This window comes from Pseudomonas sp. AP3_22 TE3818 (assembly GCF_053628995.1).
Window position 1 is genome coordinate 3,348,770 of the sequence record NZ_JBRJHL010000001.1, and the last position, 21,688, is coordinate 3,370,457.

Consider the following 21,688-nt stretch of genomic DNA (forward strand, 5'->3'; position numbering starts at 1 on the left):
TGGCTGCGCTCGAAGGGCGCTACTTGACCGCTTCAACCTCATAATTCACATAACCGAATTCGCTGCTGCGAGCCGCCACGTACTTGCCGTTCTGCTCGAACACCGTGGCCTCGAAAGGTGAGCCGCCGAGTGTTGTCAGCAGGTGCCCGTCCTTGATTTCATACTTGGCCGGTACGCCGAACTGACCGCCATGCAGCATGTTCAGGTATTCCCCCTCGGCGGGCGGCTTGCCCCATCGACGCTGGCGACCAGGCGTTGGCCGTCGGTGCCATAGACGATTTCGAATGTCTGGCCGGTGACGGTGTTGCGTACCTTGATGGTTTTACCCACCACGAAGGTTTGCAACTGCTCGTTGGTCAGCGCTTTGGCGCCTTCGGTTTTCAGTTGATCGATGGTTTTGCCGCCAGCGACAGTCTTGCTGTCCTCGGCTGTCGGCGTGTACCAGATCGGTGAGGTCCACGCGCGCTCCTGGACGGTGGGCGAGACGTCGGCCGGTGGTGGTACTTGCAGCTTGGCCGCGTCATAGGTGCTCCAGCGCGGTGTCGGGATCTGTAGTGCGCGGGCGTAGTAGAACGCGTGCTGGGCCGGATCGAAGTCCGGATCGACCCAGACTTTTTTCAGCTCGGTGGCACCGATGGTATTGGTGTAGGTCGCCTTGGAAACATCGACCGTCGAGCCCACCGCAGGGACTTTGCCGGTGACCGGATCCGGTTGGCGATCACCGGCCCAGGCAACGTCGTAGACTTTCTCGAAGGTCTGGCCGTTTTTGGTCCAGCCCTTGATGATCTGGATCCGGTCGAGGTTGCCATCGTCGGCATCCTTGACCGCCCATACCACGAAGGACGGTGCCTGTTTACCCGGTTTTGCCGGCAAGTCGCCGCCCATGGGAACGCCCTTGGCGTAGGCGGCATGCACCCAGTCTTTTTCGTTCCACAGACTGCTGTCGAAGCCCCAGCCACCAAACATGCGCACGGGGATGCGCACGCCGCTGGTGCCGTAGACCTCTTTACGCTTCATGGCATCGAAGATCGATTCACGGGTGTTTTCTTCCGCCCAGACACCGGCAAGACCCGAGGTGCTGGTTTGCAGGGCCATCATGCCCGAGTTCTGTTTGCCGGAAAGCCGCGCCGCCGGGGTGCTGTCGGTGAAGCCGTGGGAGCCGAAGTTGTTGCTCTGCGAATAGGGAATCACCCCGTTGTGCGAGTCGCTGGCGCCGACCACGCCCATCTTGTAGGGGTTGTAGCCGCGGGCTTCCTGCATGGCCATGCCGTTTTGCCAGGCTTGCCTGATGTAGCTGCCGTTGAGTTTCGAGGTGCTGTTGTCGATGCCGATCAGGAAACTCATGATTTCATAATTGGCAAATTCGTCGGTTGGCGACAGTTCGGGGTGGGTTTCGGAAGTGCCCTTGACCTGGTGAATTTCGGTGAGGGATTCATTGCGCATCCGCGCTTCTGCCCAGGCGGCATCGATGGGGCGGCCACGGTCATCGACGTCCACCGGAAACATCAGGCCGTTGCTGAGGTTGGCGTTGTGGGAGATCGCCAGTATTTCGTTGCCCTTTTTCCGTTGATCGTCCATCCAGCTCCACAAGTCCTCGGGCTTGTTCGAGTCGAGGGCCGTGAAAGGCAGGTCCGGCACCTTCTTCGAATCACGGAAAAACACATTGCGGTGCATGTTCTGATTGTTGGGTGCCGAGGTCCATTCATAGGCGACGAAGGTGGTGAACTTGCCGGGCTTGTAGTACTTGTCGGCGATGGCGATGTTCTGCTGCCAGATGTTCCCGGCCACCTTCGGATCAATCAGCTCCTTGATGGGATTGTTCAAGCTGCCGGCGATCCACTTGAACACCCGGTTGAAATCCGCCGGCGTCTTGGCAATCAGTTTTTGCGCGATGGGCAGTTTGCTGAAGTCTGACTTCGGATCGTTGGCCAGGGCGATCACGCCGACGTATTCCGAATGATCGGTCACGCCATGAAAATCCAGCGGTCGACCTTTGAGCTGCACTTCAAACCCCATCGGGTGCTTGACCGGCATGCCAAGCGAGTATTGGTAGGCTTGCTCGGGATCGACCTGATGGTTGCCGATCAGGTAGGCATCGATCGACCAGGAACTGTGCGAGTGTGTCTGGCCAAAGTAAACCTCGCGGTCCGGGTTGCCCTCTGCCCATGCCAACGAGCTGACAGTGAGCACGGCGCAACCGAGCAGTGACGGCGTGCTGAAGTGTGTAGGGGTTTTCATATTCCACGTCTCCGGAATACGGCAGTGACAGGGTGAAGTTCAGGTCCAGAAACTCGAGACTCGTTCGAAAAACCAGAAGGCCGCCAGTGTTCCCAACCCGTAGGCCGCCATCGGTCGGGCATACAGGAGCGCGGACCGTGGCAGTCGACAACGCAGCAACAGCGCTCGCAGGCACAGCACGGCGGCGACGAACATCAACTGGCCGATCTCGACGCCGACATTGAACGTGAACAGCGCCAGCGGCAGGTCGCGCTGGGGCAAGCCGATTTGCGCCAGCGCACCGGCAAAACCAAAGCCGTGCAACAAGCCAAAACAGAACGCCACCACCCATGGCCATTGGATTGTGAAGCTGACGTCGCCACGGTTCTTGCGGGCGATTTCCACCGCCAGCAACAGGATGCTCAGGGCAATCGTCGCTTCCACAGGCGGACCGGGAAGCCGCACCGCGCCCAATGCTGCGAGCGCCAGGGTGATGGAGTGGGCGAGGGTGAACGCGGTGATGGTCTTCACCAGCATCCAGCCATTACCCACCAGCAGCAGGAGGCCGAAGACGAACAGCAAGTGATCGAAGCCCCCCAGGATGTGCTGGATGCCATGGACCAGAAACGCACCGGCCACCGAGAACATTCCCGGCGTGGCAACGATTTCCATCCAGGGTTGCGCGGGGTGGACGAGGGTGGTGGTCAGGCTGCCGTCCAGGCGCGAGACACGCACCAGCACATCGGTGATGCTCGCTTGCAGGCCGACAAACTCGATGCGCTGCCCGACCAGGCCGGCGGGACCGGCATCAATGCCCCGGCGTTCGATCAGTGAATCGTTCAGTTGGCTTTCCAGCGGGTCAACGACAGTGCGCACACCTTCGGCAAACCGCAGCGCAATCGGCAAGCGCATGCCTGACAGCAGCGGTGTGCGCCACAGTACGTCATAGCGCCCGGCAGCCGTTTCGTTGAGTTCCAGATAAGCAGGGCGCGACTCATGGGCCATGGCGCTCAATGCCATGAGCCCGAGCAGCAACACTATCCAGACCCTGCGTCTCATCACGGCCGCTCCGTCTGAATAGTGGCAACGTCAGCGTCGGAACCCGGCATCGTCATCACAACTTCGTAGCGTGCTTTGAGTGCATTGAAATTCGTGCGTTTCGATTCGCTGCGTTGCTCGGACAACCAATCGGACTTGACCTGCTGGGCCACGGTTTCGAAAGCCGGTGCCGGTGGTTTGGCCAGCGTATCGATCCACACCAGATGCCAGCCAAAACCTGACTCCACAGGCCCCACCCAACTACCCGGTGTTTGCTGGAACAACGAAAGGGCGAACTTTGAACCAAAGATTCGCGCTACTTGATCCTGTGATTGCTCTGTGTAGGCGCTTTCAAACATGAACGCATCGCCTGCACCGCTGTTCCTGTCAGTCAACCCTCTCAGCGCGGCTTGAGCCTGGGCCTGCGCATTCGCGCCGCGTTTGTCCAGGGCGAAGAACACATGATGGAAGGTCGCCAGGGGTGGCGGGGCATATTGGTCCTGATGCTGGTTGTACCAGGCCTCAAGTACACCGGGGGCCGGTTCGCGAAGTGAGGCGACATCTTCGGCGAGGAAATCCATTTTTTGCGCCAGTCGGCGGCGAATGATGGTGTCGTCTTTGTCCAGGCCAAGTTTCAGCGCTTCGCGATAGAGGATTTCCTCTTTCACATAGTCATCAATCAGGGCCTGCAACTGTTGTTCCGAGGCGGGGCGTTGCCAACGTGCCAGCCAGGAAATCGCGAGCCGTTGAACAACTTCAGGAGTAATTTCGATGCGCTGTGGATCTTGATTGACCGTTGAACGGTGCAAACCTCCGTACAGTACGAAGAGTGCAAAACCGGCAACTAAAAAGTGCAGTAACGGCTGGCGCAAGCATCGCTTGATTAACGAAAGTCGAGATTCTTTCGCTTCGCAGACGCTCAAGTTCATGACTTATTGCCCCACGCTATACTCGAATGGTTTTCGAAACAGAGTGGAGTATTGCTGCTGGGCCGGAACTTTCCACTGAGGTTAATCACGATAAGCACTAAGCATTAGTCGCAATCGGATTAACCGATTTTCCGTACCCGTGCAGCCCATACAGCCCGGGACGGAGCGTGCATGTCATGAGAGGACTGCTGGTTTTCGCCGCGATCATCGAGGCCGCCACTGGCGTGGCGCTGATACTTGCCCCATCGCTGGTCGGGCAGCTTTTGCTTGGCATCGAACTGACGGGCGTCATCGTCCGCGTGGCCGGCATCGCCCTCATTGCCCTGGCGGTCGCCTGCTGGCCCGGCCCCCCGATGCTCGGCATGTTGATCTATAACGCAGCCGTTGCGTTTTATCTCGCCTGCGTTGGCTTCTCGGGCGAATCGAGTGGGGTTCTCCTGTGGCCAGTGGTGATCTTGCATGCCGTCATGACGGTACTGTTGATTTGGGCAATGACCAGGAAAATCCCCCATTGAGTCCCATCATTATCGGCGCCATCGCTTTCGCCTGCCTGTTCCGGCCGCGCTGATACACAGCGGCAATCCAACGGCCGCCTAAGGCGAAATGAACCGCGGGTTCGTGCCCGCAGCCAGCGCCCGGTAGGCTTTGGGCGCGCAGCCCTGGGCGTTGTGGAAAAAACGGCTGAACGCACTCAGGCTGGAAAAACCCAGCACCTCGGCGATCTGTGAAAGCTTCAAGTCGGTCTGGCTCAGGTATTTGCGGGCCAGGTCCAGCTTGGTCTGCTGCTTGATGGCCTGGAAGGTGGTGCCGCTACCGGCCAGCCTGCGCTGCAGGGTGCGGCGGCTCTGCAGTTGATTGAGGGCGACGGCATCCAGGGGCGCACCATTGCTGGACAGCAGTTTGCGCACTGAATCTTCGGTTGCCAAGGCCGGGCTACGGTTGCGTCGCTGTTGGTTTTCACGCTGGTAGTCAAGCAGGGCGGGGCGGGAGAAGGGCTGTTGCTCGTTCAGTGGATGTGCCAGCACCTGGTGGCTGAGCAGCATGCCGTTGCACTCCTGATTGAAGAACACGTTCTGGCCGAACATCCGTGTGTAGCTGGCGCGGCTATGCGGTTCCCGGCAACGCAGCATCACGCGTTCGGGCGACCACTGCGGATACAGCGCGCTGCGCAGTTTGCGCGCGAGCAGGGCCAGGCCCAGGTGGACGGACTGGGTTTCGTCGATTCCGGCCGTCGCGGTCACCTCGTAGTGCACGGTCACTCCCAGTTCGTGTTGCTCCAGGTGCACCAGGGCACCGGACATCAACACATGGAAGTAACGTGACAGGCGTTCGAGCCAATCGCCCACCGTGGTCGCTTCGCTGACGATGTCGAGCAGTGCACTGCCCAATACGCCCATCCCTTGCTTCTGTGCCAGCAGCAACCCGAAGTCCTCGCGACCGGTTTCCCGGGCGGCCAGGTCGAGAAAATGCACCACCTTCGGCACCGGCAGGAGGGCGTCCAGCTGGTCCAGCGACTGCGGGGCAATCGATGCCCCATGGGCCACTCGCCAGGGATCGCCGTGCAGATCGGCGATCAGTTCGCGGGCACCGTACAGGCACATGCTGCGAATGAGATGAGTATCCATGGCACACGCCTTTGAGGATGAATGGCGCGAAGTATCAAATGATTGGCACGTTTTATCAAATAAATGCCCGGCGCCTGCGCAGAATACAACCGCCCGAACCTTACAAAAACCACAACGGAGCGATTGCCATGCTGGGCCTGATGCAGGATCACCCCTTACTCATTTCTTCGGTATTGGAGCACGCGGTGTGCTCGCACCCCCAGGTCGAGATAGCCTCGCGTTTGCAGGACGGCTCGGTGCATCACTGCACCTACGCCGACATCGGCCGGCGTGCCAGACAATTGGCCAATGCCCTCACAAACCTCGGCGTACAACCCGGCGAGCGGGTCGGCACCCTGGCCTGGAACGGCTACCGGCACATGGAAATGTTCTATGGTGTCTCGGGCATGGGCGCGGTGCTACACACCATCAACCCGCGGCTGTTTGCCGAGCAGATCGAGTTCATCGCCAACCATGCCGAAGACCAGTACCTGTTTTTCGACCTGTCATTCGCGGCCCTGATCGAGCAGCTCGCGCCACGACTGACCACGGTCAAGGCGTTCGTCGCCCTCGCCGAACGCAGCCAGATGCCGCCCATCGTCGTGCCCAACCTGCTGTGCTACGAAGACCTGATCGGCGATGAACCCGAGACCTTCGCCTGGCCCTGCCTGGATGAACGCGTGGCGGCCTCCCTGTGCTACACCTCGGGCACCACCGGAAATCCGAAAGGGGTGTTGTACTCCCATCGCTCGACCTTGCTGCATTCGATGGCCACCTGCACGTCGGACGGGTTCAACCTGTCCTCGGCCGATACGGCGCTGCTGGTGGTGCCCATGTTCCACGTCAACGCCTGGGGCATGCCCTATTCGGCGGCGATGTGCGGCGCGCGTCTGGTCCTGCCCGGCGCGGACCTCGACGGGGCCAGCCTGTATGACTTGATGCAGCGCGAAAGAGTCACCCTGGCCCTGGGCGTGCCCACGGTGTGGATGAGCCTGCAACAGCATGTGCAAAACGCCGGGCTGATGCCGAACGCGGACCTGTGCCTGAACCGGGTCGTGATGGGTGGGGCCGCGGCGCCGCGCTGCCTGGTGGAAACCTTCGAGACGCGCTTTGGCGCCCGGGTGCTGCAAGCCTGGGGAATGACCGAGATGTCGCCTTTAGGCACGGTTTGCAATGCCTTGCCCAAGCACCGCGACGCTTCGCTCGACGCGCGCATCGACCTGCAGGCCAAGCAGGGCCGGGTGTTGTTCGGGGTAAGGATCAAAATCGTCGATGCAGACGGTGCCGAACTGCCCCGTGACGGCAAGGCGTCCGGCCATTTGCGGGTCAGGGGGCCGTGGATCGCCAGCCAGTATTACCGGGGCGAGGGCGGGGACTTGCTCGATGAACAGGGTTGGCTGGTCACTGGCGATATCGCAACCATCGACCCCGATGGCTACATGCAGATCACCGATCGGGCCAAGGATGTGATCAAGTCCGGCGGCGAATGGATTTCCTCCATTGACCTGGAAAACGCCGCCTGCGGTCACCCGGCGGTGGCAGAAGCGGCGGTCATCGGCGTGCCCCACCCCAAATGGCAGGAACGGCCGTTGCTGGTGGTGGTGCTCAAGCAGGGCATGTTGGCGACGCGGGACGAGTTGCTCGGCTTTTTACAGAACCACGTGGCCAAGTGGTGGCTGCCCGACGCGGTGGCTTTCGTCGAGGCACTGCCGTATACCGCAACGGGTAAAGTGCAAAAAATGAAATTGCGCGAACAGTTCCGGGACTATCGTTTATAACCAGCGATACTTTGTACCCCAGTCCAAAGGGCCTCCCATGGATCGCATTGCACCGGAACTGGTCCTCAAGACCACGCCACCGCGAAGTCAGAAAACCGCTCACATGCGTGAGCGGCTGAGCATCGACTCCGCGGCCCTGGCGGACAAGATGGCCATTGCCGTGCAAGGCCCGGCGGGGTTCGGCAAGACGTTTCTGCTGGCCCAGTGGCGCCGGGAGTTTCTTTCCCGTGGGGCGGTGGCGGCCTGGTTGACGCTCGATGAACATGACGACGGCGTTCGATTCGCCCGGGGGCTGGCCGCGGCCATGGCCGTTGGCAGTGGCCGGGCAACGTTTGCCGGTTTCCTGGAGCGCATGCCCGGGCCCGGGCGCGACGAGCTGGAAGGGCTGACCGACTGGCTGGCCGAGGTCGCGGACCTGGGCGGCGAAATCGTGCTGATGCTCGACGAAGCCGACCGGCTGCCCGAAGCCACCGTGCGCCATTGCCTGGCCTACTTGCTGCACAATGCCCCGGCCAACCTGCGCATCATCATGGCCTCTCGTAGGCGCTTGAACCTGCAGGTGGCCGACCTGCAAGCCCGCGGTTTTTACGTCGCCATCGGTGCGGACGCCTTGCGCCTGCGGGTGGAGGAAACCGTGGCGATCCTCAGCAGCCGCTTCGGTCATCGTATCGATCCGGACCTGTGCGTGCGCTTGCATGAGGCCACCGAGGGCTGGTCACTGGGCCTGCAACTGGCGATCGCTTCCATCGAAAAAAGCCCGAGCGTGGTCGCGGCGGTCGAAGAGCTGTCGGCAGGGACCGGGGATATACGGCGCTATTTCGTCGACACCCTGATCGCCCACCTGCCCGCCGAACAGATTGAGTTTCTGATCAGCATTGCGCTGCTGGAGATGTTGCATCCATCCCTGTGCATCGCCTTGAGCGGCGACGAGCAAGCCGGTTTGCGCTTGCAGGAACTGTGCGCGGCGACGCCGATTTTTGTTGAAAGCGTGGACAGTGAGTGGGTGCGTATCCACCCGCTGGCCCGGGAGTTCCTGCTGGGGCGCTTTGCCAGTCTGCCCGAGACCCGACGCCTGGACCTGCATGAGCGGGCGGCCAGCTGGCTCGAGGTCCATGAGTTCCTGGAGCAGGCGGCTCGTCATTATCTGTTGGCCGGGCGCACCCGCCAGGCGTATCAGATGATCGAGCAATGCCTGTACGAAATCATGTTGCGCGGGCAGTTCAGCCGGGTCCTGGAATGGGTCGAGGAACTGCCGGCGCAGGAGGTCGAATCGCGCTCGCGCATGTGCCTGGCGGCTGCCTGGTCCCTGGCCATGAGCGATCGGCATGAGGAAGCGGTGCGCCTGGTCGCCGGTCTCCGGCAGGACCCGGAATCCGATGACAGCACACGCTGCGAGGCGGACATGATCCTTGCCACGGCCGCTTATTTTGCCGACCGGCCGGACGAAACGTTGACGCTGTTGACGCCTTGGCTGGACGCCTTGCCGACGGGCGAGATCAAGTTACAGGCCGTGGTCGCCAACCTTGCCTCGCGTCTGGCCCTGGCCCAGGGCCAGCCAGAAAAAGCCCGGCGGATCTTTCAGCGGGCACCCTTGTATGCCTGGAGTTCCGGCCTGGACGCGATTCGCGGTATGGGCGAATGGGTCGTGGGCCTCAGCTACCTGTCCGAAGGCCGCCTGGTACCGGCCGAAAGGGCTCTGCGCGACAGCCTGGCACGCGCCGAGCAGGACATCGGCCGACGCAGCCCGGTGGCGGTGATGCTGGCCAGTGGGCTGGCCACGGTGTTGCTCGAGCGTGATGAGCCGCAAGAGGCGGCCACGGTACTGGCCAACCGTCTGGACGTGGTCGAGCGTCTGGCTTCTCCGGATGCGATTGTATTGGGCTTTGTCACCGCCTCTCGCCTGGCGGTCCTGCAGGGCCAGGGCCATCGTGGTTATGACCTGCTCGAGGCGCTGTGCGTGCTCGGCGAAGAGCGCGGCATTGCGCGTTTCTGCATTGCCGCCCTGGCCGAGCAGATTCGCCTGCACGCATTGCAAGGCCGCGCCGATACCTGTCTGGCATTGGGGCGCCGGCTCGATGCCCAGGTGCCGCAGGTCGCCCGTGAACAAACCGGCTTGCTCGGGCCGGAACTGGCCTTGATGGTGATGCTGGCCAAGGCCTATATCGCCCATGTGCAACGTGACTGGCAAGGGATGCTGGCGCTGTTGGAGCGTGCCGGTGAAACAGCCGAGCGCATTCGTCGCGGCCGTGAAATCGTGCAGATCAAACTGCTCAAGGCATTGGCGCTCCACGAGTCGGGCGGCAACGGCCTGGCCTGCCTGCGTGAAGCGATCAGCCTGGCCGAGGAAAACGGCCTGCGGCGGATTGTCGAAGACACCCACCCGCAGTTGCTCAAATGGGTGCGCAAGATCCGGCACGAGGTCCCTCCGGCCGCTGCGCCAGGCACACCACCACCCGCGCCGGCGCCACTGGCGACCAGCACGGTGTCGCCCAGCCGGTTGCTGACACCCAAGGAGCGCGAAGTCTTGCAATTGCTTGCACGTAACCTGTCGAACAAGCAGATCGCCCTGGCGCTGAATGTCGGCGAAGAAACCGTGAAATGGCATTTGAAGAACCTGTTCGGCAAATTCCAGGCCGGCACCCGCAAGCATGTGGTGGATCGTGCCTACATGCTTGGCATCCTCGATCCAGCCAGCTGAAACCGGGTCCTTCTACTCGCGCATTATTTCCGAGCCGCGACGGCTAATGCTGCTCACCTCCTGTAGGAGCTGGCTTGCCAGCGATGGGCGTTAACGATAACGCGTGTGACCTGGATGAACGCGGCGCACTGGAGTCCATCGCCAGCAGGCTGGCTCCTACAGTTCTCCGGAAATTTTTTTTACCTCCCTTGTTCTTCCACCCCCCCTGACGATGGGGGGGTTGGATCGCGCCTGACCGATAGTCTGGACCTCACTTGAACCAACCCGGCCGCGCGGATGTTCCGCTCGCCGAGCGTTGCTCGAAGACAAGTGAGGATCGGCATTAGCCGACTATCGAGGTAAGGCGTATGAGTCAAAGCGTGCTGATTGCGGGGGTGGGCATGTCTGCGTTCGTCCCGCTGGGCGCTGGCGACAGTGTCGCTGCGTTGGCGGGCAGGGCGATCCGCCAGGCGCTCGACGATGCGCGCATTGACTATGACCTGGTCGACCAGGTGTTCAGTGCCTGCGTCGGCAGCGCAGTCGGTTGCACTGAGCAGGTACTGGCCCAGATCGGCCTGACCGGTGTCCCGGTATTTACCCTCGCGGACGGCTGCACGGCAGCCAGCAGTGCCTTGCAGCTGGCGCGTCACAGCGTGTTGTCCGGTCAGGCCGAATGCGCATTGGCACTGGGCTTCGAATGCATGCCAGCGAACGTTACCCACCGCGCCTTCTTTGGTCTGGACTATAGCGCGCCGCAGGCCTGGGACGGCCTCGGCCAGCCCGATGCCTGCCAGGCTCATTTTGCCCGACGCGAGCATCCGGCCGCGCTGTTCGCGGCCCAGACCAGTTGGTTGCTGACCCGCATGGGTGTGGCCCAGAGCAGCTTCGAACAGGTACTCAGCCAGGCCCGGAGCAAGGCCATGCTCAACCCCATGGCCGTGCTCAACCGCTGCACGGCACTCGATGGCTGGCGGGCTCGCTACCTTTGCCCGCCGGCGAGCGGGGCGGCGGCGGTGCTGCTGTGTACCCCGGGTTTCCTGGCCCGCTACGGCGCCCGCGGTGGTGTGGCCGTCAGGGCCTGTGTGCGCGGTAGCGACCTGGCCTCCGAGCAGGAGTCCGGCTGCGTGCTCGATGTGCTGGGCCGCGCCACGACCCGGCGGGTTGCGCAACTGGCGTATGAGCACGCCGGTATCGGTGCCGACGAGATTGAGGCCGTGGAGCTGCATGACCAGAGCGTCGGCGACTTCATGGTGTACAGCGCCGCCCTGGGGTTGTGCCGGGAGGAAGGTATCGACGGCTTCGTGCGCGAACGGCGCAACAGCCGCGGCGCCTTGGTCGATGTCTGCGGCTCCGGCGGATTGCTCGGTCGCGGCCATGCCCCGGGAGCAACGGGGCTGGCGCAAATCACTGAATTGGTCTGGCAGTTGCGCGGCACGGCGCCGTCCAGGCACGACAACGGTGTCCGGACGGCCCTTGCGCACAACGCGGCGCTGGGTCGTTCGGTATCGGTAACCATCCTGCAGCGCACCTAAGGACAGCGTCGCAGTGCCGTTTCAATGCGTTTTCATGAACCACAGAGAAGGTGAGCCCGTTAGATGAACAACAACAATAAGATCTGCCATGCAAACCTGCGTCGAGGGCTTTTGGCTACAGCAATCCTGGCCGGGATGGGCATCGCGCCCGCGCAAGCCCTGGAAATCGATACGGGCAACGAAGACCTGTCGGTGCGCTTCGACAACACCTTCAAGCTCAACTACGGCCAGCGCGTGGAAAGTGCCAACAGCAAGCTGGCCAACAGCTGGAACAACAATGATGGCAACCGCAACTTCTCATCGGGCAGTGCAGTGTCCCAGCGCCTGGACGTGCTCTCGGAACTGGACGTGGTCTACAAGCAGAAGGCCGGCTTTCGCGTCAGTGCCAACAGCTGGTACGACCATGCCTATGACAATGTCGGCAGTGCCAACGCCTCGACCAACCAGCTCAACAACGGCGTACCGGACTCACGCCATATCAGCGGTTATGCCGACCGTTACTACAACGGACCGTCTGCGGAAATCCTCGATGCCTTCGTGTTTGGCAGCACCGAGGTCGGTGACGAAACCCTGCTCAGCGCCAAGCTGGGCAGCCATACGCAGTACTGGGGCGAAAGCATCCTGGCCTTCGCCCACGGCAACAGCTATGGCCAGTCAGGCCTGGACATCACCAAGGGGCTGACAGTGCCGGGCACCGAGGCCAAGGAACTGTTCATCCCGCGCAATCAGTTGTCCAGCAGCCTGACCTTTGGCCCGGAGCTGACCCTGAGCGCCCAGTACTTCCTCGGTTGGGACGCCTCACGCCTGCCTGAATCGGGTACCTACCTGGGGTTCAACGACGGCATCCAGAGTGGCGGGCACAACCTGTCGCTGATTGGTGGACGCAATCCACTCTTCGGTGCCCCGGGCCCCATCGGCGCCAATGAATTCCTGCGGCTGAGCAATGGCCACACCTTCACCCCGGACAATCAAGGCGACTTCGGCCTGATGGCCAAGTGGAGCCCGGAATGGCTGGACGGGACCCTGGGCTTCTACTACCGCAACACCTCCGACATCCTGCCCAACCTGGTCCTGCAGCCGACCGCTGTCGGCCCGGCGCAGCTGATCTCGGGCAACATCGGCAGCTACAACCAGTTCTACGTCGACGATATCGATATCTACGGCATCAGCCTGTCCAAGAGCATCGCCGGGGTCAGCGTCGGTTTTGACCTCAACTACCGCGAGAACATGCCGCTGGCCAGTGTCGCCGCCACCGTCAGCCCGGCCGCGGCCGCCGCGGGCCTACCCGGATTCATCGGCAGTTTCGATGGCAACAACGGCGTGGCCCGTGGCAACACCGTGCATGCGGTGCTCAACGGCCTGACCACCTTCGCCGACACCCCGGTGTGGGACAGCGCCTCGCTGCTGGTGGAACTGGGCTACAGCCGTTGGCTGGACGTGACCGACAACAAGCAGCTGTTCAAGGGCGAGGACTGGTACCGCGGCGTGGACAAGGTCAGCAAGGACAACTACGTCATCGGCGTCAACTTCAACCCGACCTGGTATCAGGTTTTCCCCGGCATCGATTTCTACATGCCGGCCACCTACAACGTCGGCCTCAATGGCAACTCCGCCGTCCAGATGGGGGGCAACGAAGACTCCGGAAGCTATTCGATCGGCGTTGGCATGGACGTGCACAACCAGTATCGCTTCGACCTGAAGTACGTGGACAACTTCGGTCCGTTCGATACCTGCGACCGCGCCGGCAATGCCGGCAGCCAGGGAGAAGGTGCCGCACCCGGCGCCAACGGCCAGTACAACTGCACCCCGGGGCAGGCCACTGCCTTTGGCGGTACATCGGCCCAGCTCAAGGATCGCGGCATGGTCACCTTCACCTTCAAAACGACTATCTGATCGAACGTTGCCAGGCAACAGGAGAGACCCCATGAAATATGCCCAATCCGTATTGGCCGCAGCCCTTGCGCTGGCGGTGACCGGTGCCGCCCACGCGGCCGTATCTTCCGACCAGGCCGCCCGGCTTGGCAGCACATTGACCGGCGTCGGCGCCGAAAAAGCCGGCAATGCCGACGGCAGCATCCCGGCCTATACCGGTGGCCTGACCCAGGCACCGGCCAGCTACCAGGCGGGCAGCTCGTTTCGCCCCGACCCCTTCGAAAATGAAAAGCCGCTCACGGTGATCAACGCCGGCAATGCGGCCCAGTACGCCGGCAAGATGACAGCCTCGACCCAGGAACTGCTCAAGCGCTTCCCGTCGTTTCGCGTCGATGTCTACCCGACCCACCGTACCGTGGCCATGCCTCAGCGACTGCTGGACAACACGGCGAAAAATGCGGTCGGGACCAAAACCACCGAGGGTGGAGTCGCCCTGGACAATGCGTTGCCCGGTGTGCCGTTCCCGATCCCCGCCGATGGCTATGAAGCCATGTGGAACCACCTGCTGCGCTATCAGGGCTTTGCGCTGAACTCCAAGTACGACTCCTGGAACGTCGATTCCTCGGGCAGGGCGACCCTGGCCACCACCGGCAACGCCTACATCGAGTACCCGCTGTACGACCCGGCCCGTACCACGGCGGCCAACGAGAGCGACGTGTTCTTCAAGACCAAGCTGTATTACCAGGGCCCGGCACGCCGCGCCGGTGAAGCCATCCTGGTGGTCGATGCGGTCAACCCACTCAAGCAAGGCCGCCGTGGCTGGCAGTACCTGCCGGGTCAACGCCGGGTGAAGCTGGCGCCGGACATCGCCTACGACACGCCGAACCCGGGGTCGGCCGGCAGCTCGACCTATGACGATTCCTGGGTGTTCAACGGCGCCCTGGACCGTTACGACTTCAAACTGGTGGGCAAGAAGGAAATGTACGTCCCGTACAACACCTACAAGTTGAACTACCACAAGGTGGCCGCAGACGTGACCACCCCCAACCACGTCAACCCCGACCTGATGCGCTGGGAACTGCACCGCGTGTGGGTCGTGGAAGCGACCCTGAAGCCGGGCAAGCGCCACATCTACAGCAAGCGCACCTTCTACCTCGATGAGGACAGCTGGATTGCCCTGGCGTCAGACGAATACGACGCCAGCGGCAAGTTGTACCGCGGCGCCTTCGCCCACATGGCCTACAGCTACGACGTGCAGGCGCCGAACTCGGACAACCACCTGTTCTACGACTTCATCACCGGTAGCTACAACATCACCGGGATGTACGGGCCGTACGGTGGTGTGAAGTACATCGAGCCGCTCTCCAAGGCCCAGTGGGCTCCGGAATCGCTGGCCGGTGCCGGAATCCGCTGACAGGACTCCATGTGGTATTTGCCATCGGGGAGAGGCCACACCTCTTCCGGTGGCTTTTTTTATCCGGGAAACAGCGATGAACAAATTCAGATGGATAGTGCTCATTGCACTGGGTGCCGCGTTGGCCTTGCCTTTCACCCGTGCGGTGGTGGCGGCGGATTTCGCCGACACCCTCGACCGGCCGGCGTTGCAGACCGACAAGGCACTGCATGGCATTTTCACGGGACTGGCCAGTGCCGGCCGGCGCCTGGTCGCGGTCGGCCAGCGTGGCCACATTTTCTATTCGGACGATGCAGGCCTGCAATGGCATCAAGCCAGGGTACCGGTCAGCTCTGACCTGGTGGCCGTGCATTTCCCCAGTGCGTCCCAGGGCTGGGCCGTCGGCCATGACGGCGTGGTGTTGCACAGCAGCGACGCGGGCGAAAGCTGGAGCCGTCAATTCGACGGCCGCGACGTCGGCTCGACCCTGCTCGCGTATTACCGCAAGCAGGCCGCGGCTCGGCCGGACGACGAGGCGGTCGCCGGCTTGTTGGCCGATGCCCAGCGCATGTTCGAAGAGGGCGCCGACAAGCCGTTCCTCGATGTGTGGTTCGAGAATGACGAGGTCGGTTACATCGTCGGCGCCTTCAACCTGATTTTCCGTACCGACAATGGTGGCCGCAGCTGGACGCCGTGGCTGGACCGGACCGACAACCCCAGTGCCTTGAACCTGTACGCCTTGCGCCCGGCCGGCAATGAACTGTTCGTTGTCGGCGAGCAGGGCCTGGTGCTCAAGTTCGACCCCGCCAGTGAGCGTTTCAAGGCCACCCCCACGCCCTACAACGGCAGTTTTTTCGGCATTGTCGGCAAGCCCGGCGCGGTGCTGGTGTTCGGCTTGCGCGGCAACGCCTTCCGCAGCGTCGATGGCGGTGCCCACTGGAACAAGGTCGAGCTTGGCCTGCCCCTGAGCATCACCGCCGGCACGGTCACTGCAGACGGGCGGATCATCCTGCTGAGCCAGGCCTGCCATGTACTGGTCAGCACCGACGACGGCGCAAGTTTCAAGCTGCAGGCGAAAAACGGCCTGGCGCCGGTGGCCGCGGCGCAAGTGACAACGGCCGGTGCACTGGTATTGGCCGGCGCCCGCGGTCTTCGCCAGCTACCCCTCGAATAAGCCCACCTGCGTACAACAAAAGAGACAAGACACGATATGGGTACCTACGAACTCGATACGATGCCGGTGGTGCGGGAGCTCAAGGGCTTCGACGCCCGTTCCGGCAACCTGCTCGAACGCTTGATCTTCAACAACCGCCTGCTGGTGGTGCTGAGTTGCCTGGTGATCACCGTGCTGCTCGGTTACTTCGCAGCCACTCGCCTGAGCCTGACTGCCAGCTTCGAAAAAATGCTGCCGCAAAGCCAGCCGTTCATTCAGAACTACCTGGAAAACCGCCAATCCTTGCGCGGGCTCGGCAATGCGGTGCGGGTGGTGGTGGAAAACACCGAGGGCGATATCTTCGACCCGCAATACCTCGATGTGCTCAAGCAGATCAACGACACCCTGTTCGTGACCCCGGGTGTGGACCGCGCCTGGGTCAAGTCGCTGTGGACGCCGGCGGTGCGCTGGACCGAAGTGACCGAAGAGGGTTTTCGCGGCGGGCCGGTGATGCCGGATGCCTACGACGGCTCGGCCAAGGGCGTCGAGCAGCTGCGCTTGAACATTGCCCGATCCGGCATCGTCGGCAGCCTGGTGGGCAACAACTTCAAGTCGAGCATGATTTTCGTGCCCCTGCTGGAGAACGATCCGGTCACCGGCCAGGCCATCGACTACCACGCTTTCTCGCGGGTTCTCGAAGAACAATTGCGTAACAAGTACGAGTTCGCCGGCAGCAGCGATGCCCATGCCCGGGGCGATGAGGGCAAGGGCCCGATCAAGGTCCGCGTGATTGGCTTCGCCAAGCTGGTCGGCGACCTGATCGACGGCCTGGTGCTGGTGATGATGTACTTTGGCGCTGCTGCGCTGATCGCCACGTCGATCATCTATTTCTTCACCCGCTGCGTGCGCAGCACCACGCTGGTGATTCTCTGCTCGGTGATCGCGGTGGCCTGGCAACTGGGGCTGGTCGCGTTGATGGGCTATGCGCTCGACCCGTTCTCGATCCTGGTGCCGTTCCTGGTGTTCGCCATCGGCGTGTCCCATGGTGCGCAGAAAATGAACGGCATCATGCAGGATGTGGGGCGCGGCACACACCAACTGGTCGCGGCGCGCTACACCTTCCGCCGCCTGTTCCTGGCGGGGCTGACGGCCTTGCTCGCCGATGCGGTCGGCTTTGCCGTGCTGATGCTGATCGACATCCCGGTGATCCAGGACCTGGCCGTCACCGCCAGCATCGGTGTGGCGGTGTTGATCTTCACCAACCTGGTGCTGCTGCCGGTGTTGTTGTCGTATTGCGGTGTCAGTCGCAAGGCCGCGGCGCGCAGCCTGCGTCAGGAAGACAAGGAGCTGCACGGCAAGGGCATGGGCAATCTGTGGAGCCTGCTCGACCGCTTCACCGAGCGCCGCTGGGCCACCGTCGCCGTGATCGTCGCCGGGCTACTGGCGGCGGGCGGGTTCATGGTCAGCACCCAGTTGCAGATCGGCGACCTCGATCCCGGCGCGCCTGAGCTGCGCGCAGACTCCCGCTACAATCGCGACAACGCCTACATCACCGACAACTACTCGCTGTCCAGCGACCAGTTCGCCGTGATGGTCAAGACCGCGAGCGAGGGTTGCCTGAAGTACGAGACCCTGGTCGAGGCTGACCGTCTCGGCTGGCTGTTGCAACAGCAGCCGGGGGTGCAGACCACCGTGTCGCTGGTCAACGCCGTACGGCAGATCACCGCGGGTTCCTATGAAGGCAACCCGAAGATGCTGACCATCGCGCGCAATCAGGACGTACTCAACTATGGCGCGCAACAGGCCTCGGTGAACAACCCTGAACTGTTCAACAGCGACTGCTCGATGATGCCGGTGGTGGCCTACCTGGCCGACCACAAGGCACAGACCCTCGAGCATGTGGTGAGTATCGCCGGGGCCTTCGCTCGCGAACACAGCAACGGTGAACGCCAGTTCATGCTCGCGGCCGGCAGCGCGGGGATCGAAGCGGCGACCAACATCGTGGTCCGCGAAGCCAACCGCACCATGCTGGTGTACGTGTATGGCGCGGTAATCGTGCTGTGCTTCATCACCTTTCGCAGCTGGCGCGCGGTCGTGGTGGCGGTGGTGCCGTTGATGCTGACATCAGTGCTCTGCGAGGCGTTGATGGTGTGTCTTGGCATGGGCGTGAAAGTGGCCACCCTGCCTGTGATCGCCCTGGGCGTGGGGATCGGCGTGGATTACGCGCTGTACCTGCTCAGTGTGCAGCTGGCCCAGCAGCGTGCCGGCCTGTCGTTGACCGAGGCCTACAGGAACTCGGTGGCGTTCACCGGCAAGGTGGTCGCCCTGGTGGGCATCACCCTGGCGGCGGGCGTCATCACCTGGGCCTGGTCACCGATCAAGTTCCAAGCGGATATGGGGATCCTGCTGACCTTCATGTTCATCTGGAACATGATCGGTGCGCTGGTGCTGATCCCGGCGTTGTCGCACTTCTTGCTCAGGAAGGCTCGCTAATCTGCCTGCGATCTTTTGATCCTGGCGGCCTTCGGGCCGACCAGGCTCTCTGTTTGCGCACATATCCATTCCTGCGGTAACGGCCACTAATGGTTCCGCCCATACGACGGGCTCTGTAGGAGCGAGCCTGCTCGCGATGGAGGTCAACGATGATGCGGGGAACCTGACACCCCGCGGTGCTCTCAGGTTTTTCGCGAGCAAGCTCGCTCCTACAGAGCCCTTCGCCAATATCGTGGACGGACAAAAATCCCTGTATGAGCTGCCGCAGGCTGCGATCTTTTGATCCTGGCGGCCTTCGGGCCGACCAGGTTCTCTGTTCGCGCACATTTCCATTCCAGCGGAACGGCCGCTAATGGTTCCCCCCATGCGGCGGGCTCTGTAGGAGCGAGCTTGCTCGCGATGGAGGTCAACGATGATGCGGGGAACCTGACACCCCGCAGTGCTCTCAGGTCTTTCGCGAGCAAGCTCGCTCCTACAAAGCCCGCCGCCATCGGCCATCCATGCCGAGGTGCCCACTACGCAGAACCGGAACGAAGCCTCACGAGGGGCAGGAAGATCAAAAGCCAAACGAGACGGCCTGATAGCCGACCTGGTTGCGGGCCTGTCTGCGGTTCCAATGTAGGAGCGAGCCTGCTCGCGAAGGCGGTCTGCCAGCCGACCTGAACTTGGCGAATGTACCAGGACCCTGCGGGAGCTGGCTTGCCTGCGATGGCTGAGTGTCAGGCGACAAATGTTTTGAGGGTGTACATATCCGTTCCTGCGGTAACCGCCGGTGGTTATTACCGCAGAAATGGCTATGTACTCAGTCAATAGATCCCGGGTCGCCTGTCAGGCCGCCTTCGCGGGCAAGCCCACAGAACCCCAACTTATTACCGCACCGGCTTGAGCGGCACGATCAGTGGGCCGTCGAAGGCCTGCATGATCAGCGAAGCGGGCTGGTCATGGCTGATCAACTGGGCCATGGCGTTCATGTAGGGCGTCAGGTGGCGGAAGTATTTTTTGTAGGCGGGGCACAGGTAGTTCAGGCCGGGTTCGCCGTTGGGCGCGATCATGAAGCGGTTTTTCGGGCATTCGCCGTGGCAGGCGAAGCGGTAGTCGCATTGCCGGCACATGGTCGGCAACGTGGTTTCCTTGGCCGCACCGAACGCCTGCTGGGCCGGGGAGGCGAGCAGGGTGGCCGGGTCATCTTCATTGAGATTGCCCAGCCGATACTCCGGGTACATGAAGTGGTCGCAGGAATAGACGCTGCCGTCATGTTCGACGATCGCTGCCTTGCCGCAGCGCGGGCTGAACAGGCACACCGAAGGCGCCAGCTGGCACCAGGCCGCCAGCGCCCACTCGAAGTTCATCACATGGATGTCGCCGACGTCATGGCGTACCCATTCGTTGAAGATGGCGATGAGAAAATCGCCATAGCGCTCGGGCTCGACACTCTGCGCCGTGACCACCCCGGGTTCGTCCACGGCGTGCAGGCGCAGCTCCGGCGGCGTGGCGAAACTCAGGCCCTGCTTGACGTCCGCTGCGCCCGGAAGGCGTTCGACCACCGGGTTGAACTGGATATGCCGCACGCCCTGAGCCTTGAGGAAACCATAGATTTCCAGCGGATGGTTCGCCACGTCGCGGGCCACGGTGACCAGCACGTTGAACGGCACCCCGTGTTTCTTCAGCAGGTCCAGGCCAGCCATGACCGAATCGAAACTCGAGCGGCCACGCTTGTCCGGTCGGTAGACGTCGTGGACTTCACGCGGCCCGTCGAGGCTCAGGCCGACCATGAAACCCTCGCAGGCGAGGAAGGCACACCACTCGTCATCGAGCAGGGTGCCGTTGGTTTGCAGGGTATTGCGGATGACCTTGTCAGCGCCAAACTCGCGCTGGCAGGCCACCGCCCGCTGGAAAAAATCCAGGCCCAGCAAGGTCGGCTCGCCGCCTTGCCAGGTGAACTCCACTTCGGGGCTGGGTTGCGCGGCGATGTAGCCCTGGATGTACGCGCGCAACACCTCGTCGGACATGCGAAAGCGCTCTCCGGGCGGGTACAACTGCTCCTTTTCCAGGTAGAAGCAGTAGCTGCAATCGAGGTTGCAGATCGGCCCCACCGGCTTGGCCATCAAGTGCAACCCCTGCACCGCGGGAGAAGCGCTCGCCATCAGAGGAACCCGACCTTGCGTGCGTCGCTCAGCACGAAGCGACGCAACAGGCCCAAGGATAGGCGACGCAGGTGGTACAGCACCTTCGCAAAGGGCCCGACCAGCAACAGGTCCTGGCTCTTTTGCACGGCGCGGACCATGCCTTCGGCGACCACCTCAGGCCCGCAGCCCTTGGTCTGATAGTACTTGTGCAGTCGCGTGAGCTGGGCTTCGTCGACCGAGGGCGAGACGTTGTTGCGGGCATGGGTGATCGGCGTATTGATGATGCCGGGACAGACCGTGGTCACGCAGATATCGCTGTCGGCCAACTCCATCTTCAGCACTTCGTTGAACCCGAACACCGCATGCTTGGAGGCGGCATAAGCCGCCATCGTCGGCGACGGATACAGACCGGCCGCCGACGCCACGTTGAGCACATGGCGTGGCCCGCCGGCCTTGAGCATCTGCGGGATGAAGTGATAGCAGCCATGCACCACCCCCATCACGTTGATGTCCAGCACTCGCTGCCAGTGGGCCAGGTCGCTTTGCAGGAACTGGCCCAGGTAACCGATGCCGGCGTTGTTGATCAGCACGTCGAGCGCCCCGAGCGAGGCATGGAGCTTCTCGGCCAGCTCCCGCACGGCTTCGCTGCTGGAGACATCGAGCTGATGGATGGCGCAGCGGGAACCAAGGGCTTCGACGTCCATTTGCACCTGCCTGAGCGCAACGAGATTGATGTCAGTGGCAATGATCCGGGCGCCACGGCGGGCGAATGCCAGCGCCGCCGCGCGACCGATGCCGGAAGCGGCGCCAGTGATCAGGACGTTCTTGTTTTTAAGTTCGGTGGTGGCCATGGGAATCTCCTGGGCAGGGCAAGGG

13 protein-coding genes and 1 pseudogene are annotated in these 21,688 nt (G+C 62.4%); 8 read left to right on the forward strand and 6 right to left on the reverse strand.

Features of this window, described 5'->3' with window-relative positions; all coding sequences use genetic code 11:
• Positions 1 to 19 precede the first annotated feature (19 nt).
• The 3 genes and pseudogenes from AB7M25_RS15105 to AB7M25_RS15115 all read right to left on the reverse strand — a co-directional run bounded on the left by AB7M25_RS15105 (position 20) and on the right by AB7M25_RS15115 (position 4,184).
• A pseudogene (locus tag AB7M25_RS15105) lies at positions 20 to 2,238 on the reverse strand (DUF3604 domain-containing protein).
• A gap of 39 nt (positions 2,239 to 2,277) precedes the next feature.
• A complete protein-coding gene (locus tag AB7M25_RS15110; protein ID WP_454237547.1) occupies positions 2,278 to 3,276 on the reverse strand; it encodes a HupE/UreJ family protein in 999 nt (332 codons plus the stop codon).
• On the reverse strand, positions 3,276 to 4,184 hold the full coding sequence (locus tag AB7M25_RS15115; protein ID WP_429519108.1) for a peptidyl-prolyl cis-trans isomerase: 909 nt from the start codon (positions 4,182 to 4,184) through the stop codon (positions 3,276 to 3,278). Before AB7M25_RS15115 ends, AB7M25_RS15110 begins: the two co-directional genes overlap by 1 nt.
• A gap of 176 nt (positions 4,185 to 4,360) precedes the next feature.
• Here AB7M25_RS15115 and AB7M25_RS15120 point away from each other — a divergent pair, with 176 nt between their 5' ends.
• A complete protein-coding gene (locus AB7M25_RS15120) occupies positions 4,361 to 4,699 on the forward strand; it encodes a hypothetical protein (RefSeq protein WP_429519107.1) in 339 nt (112 codons plus the stop codon).
• Between the two features lie 78 nt (positions 4,700 to 4,777).
• Here the strand turns inward: AB7M25_RS15120 and AB7M25_RS15125 are convergent, their stop codons facing one another.
• Complete coding sequence (locus AB7M25_RS15125; RefSeq protein ID WP_429519106.1) at positions 4,778 to 5,809, reverse strand: AraC family transcriptional regulator; 1,032 nt, start codon at positions 5,807 to 5,809, stop codon at positions 4,778 to 4,780.
• Between the two features lie 128 nt (positions 5,810 to 5,937).
• Between AB7M25_RS15125 and AB7M25_RS15130 the strand changes: the two genes are divergently transcribed.
• The 7 genes from AB7M25_RS15130 to AB7M25_RS15160 all read left to right on the forward strand — a co-directional run bounded on the left by AB7M25_RS15130 (position 5,938) and on the right by AB7M25_RS15160 (position 18,686).
• Complete coding sequence (locus AB7M25_RS15130) at positions 5,938 to 7,566, forward strand: 3-(methylthio)propionyl-CoA ligase (RefSeq protein WP_429519105.1); 1,629 nt, start codon at positions 5,938 to 5,940, stop codon at positions 7,564 to 7,566.
• A gap of 37 nt (positions 7,567 to 7,603) precedes the next feature.
• Complete coding sequence (locus AB7M25_RS15135; protein WP_454237548.1) at positions 7,604 to 10,264, forward strand: LuxR C-terminal-related transcriptional regulator; 2,661 nt, start codon at positions 7,604 to 7,606, stop codon at positions 10,262 to 10,264.
• Between the two features lie 347 nt (positions 10,265 to 10,611).
• A complete protein-coding gene (locus tag AB7M25_RS15140) occupies positions 10,612 to 11,775 on the forward strand; it encodes a thiolase C-terminal domain-containing protein (RefSeq protein ID WP_454237549.1) in 1,164 nt (387 codons plus the stop codon).
• Positions 11,776 to 11,838: 63 nt separating this feature from the next.
• Positions 11,839 to 13,668 (forward strand): DUF1302 domain-containing protein, encoded by a 1,830-nt coding sequence (locus tag AB7M25_RS15145; protein ID WP_429519101.1) that lies wholly within the window; start codon positions 11,839 to 11,841, stop codon positions 13,666 to 13,668.
• A gap of 31 nt (positions 13,669 to 13,699) precedes the next feature.
• Positions 13,700 to 15,061 carry a DUF1329 domain-containing protein gene (locus AB7M25_RS15150; RefSeq protein ID WP_454237550.1) on the forward strand — a complete coding sequence of 454 codons (1,362 nt, stop codon included), beginning with the start codon at positions 13,700 to 13,702 and terminating at the stop codon, positions 15,059 to 15,061.
• A gap of 76 nt (positions 15,062 to 15,137) precedes the next feature.
• Positions 15,138 to 16,214, forward strand: coding sequence for a WD40/YVTN/BNR-like repeat-containing protein (locus AB7M25_RS15155; protein ID WP_454237551.1), 1,077 nt, complete (start codon positions 15,138 to 15,140; stop codon positions 16,212 to 16,214).
• Between the two features lie 36 nt (positions 16,215 to 16,250).
• On the forward strand, positions 16,251 to 18,686 hold the full coding sequence (locus tag AB7M25_RS15160) for an efflux RND transporter permease subunit (RefSeq protein ID WP_429519097.1): 2,436 nt from the start codon (positions 16,251 to 16,253) through the stop codon (positions 18,684 to 18,686).
• Between the two features lie 869 nt (positions 18,687 to 19,555).
• Here AB7M25_RS15160 and AB7M25_RS15165 read toward each other — a convergent pair.
• Both AB7M25_RS15165 and AB7M25_RS15170 read right to left on the reverse strand, forming a co-directional pair.
• The gene (locus tag AB7M25_RS15165; protein ID WP_454237552.1) at positions 19,556 to 20,830 is read right to left on the reverse strand and encodes an anaerobic sulfatase maturase; all 1,275 of its coding nucleotides are present in this window, start codon (positions 20,828 to 20,830) and stop codon (positions 19,556 to 19,558) included.
• On the reverse strand, positions 20,830 to 21,663 hold the full coding sequence (locus tag AB7M25_RS15170; RefSeq protein ID WP_429519095.1) for an SDR family NAD(P)-dependent oxidoreductase: 834 nt from the start codon (positions 21,661 to 21,663) through the stop codon (positions 20,830 to 20,832). The genes AB7M25_RS15165 and AB7M25_RS15170 overlap by 1 nt, the downstream gene beginning before the upstream one ends.
• Positions 21,664 to 21,688 lie beyond the last annotated feature (25 nt).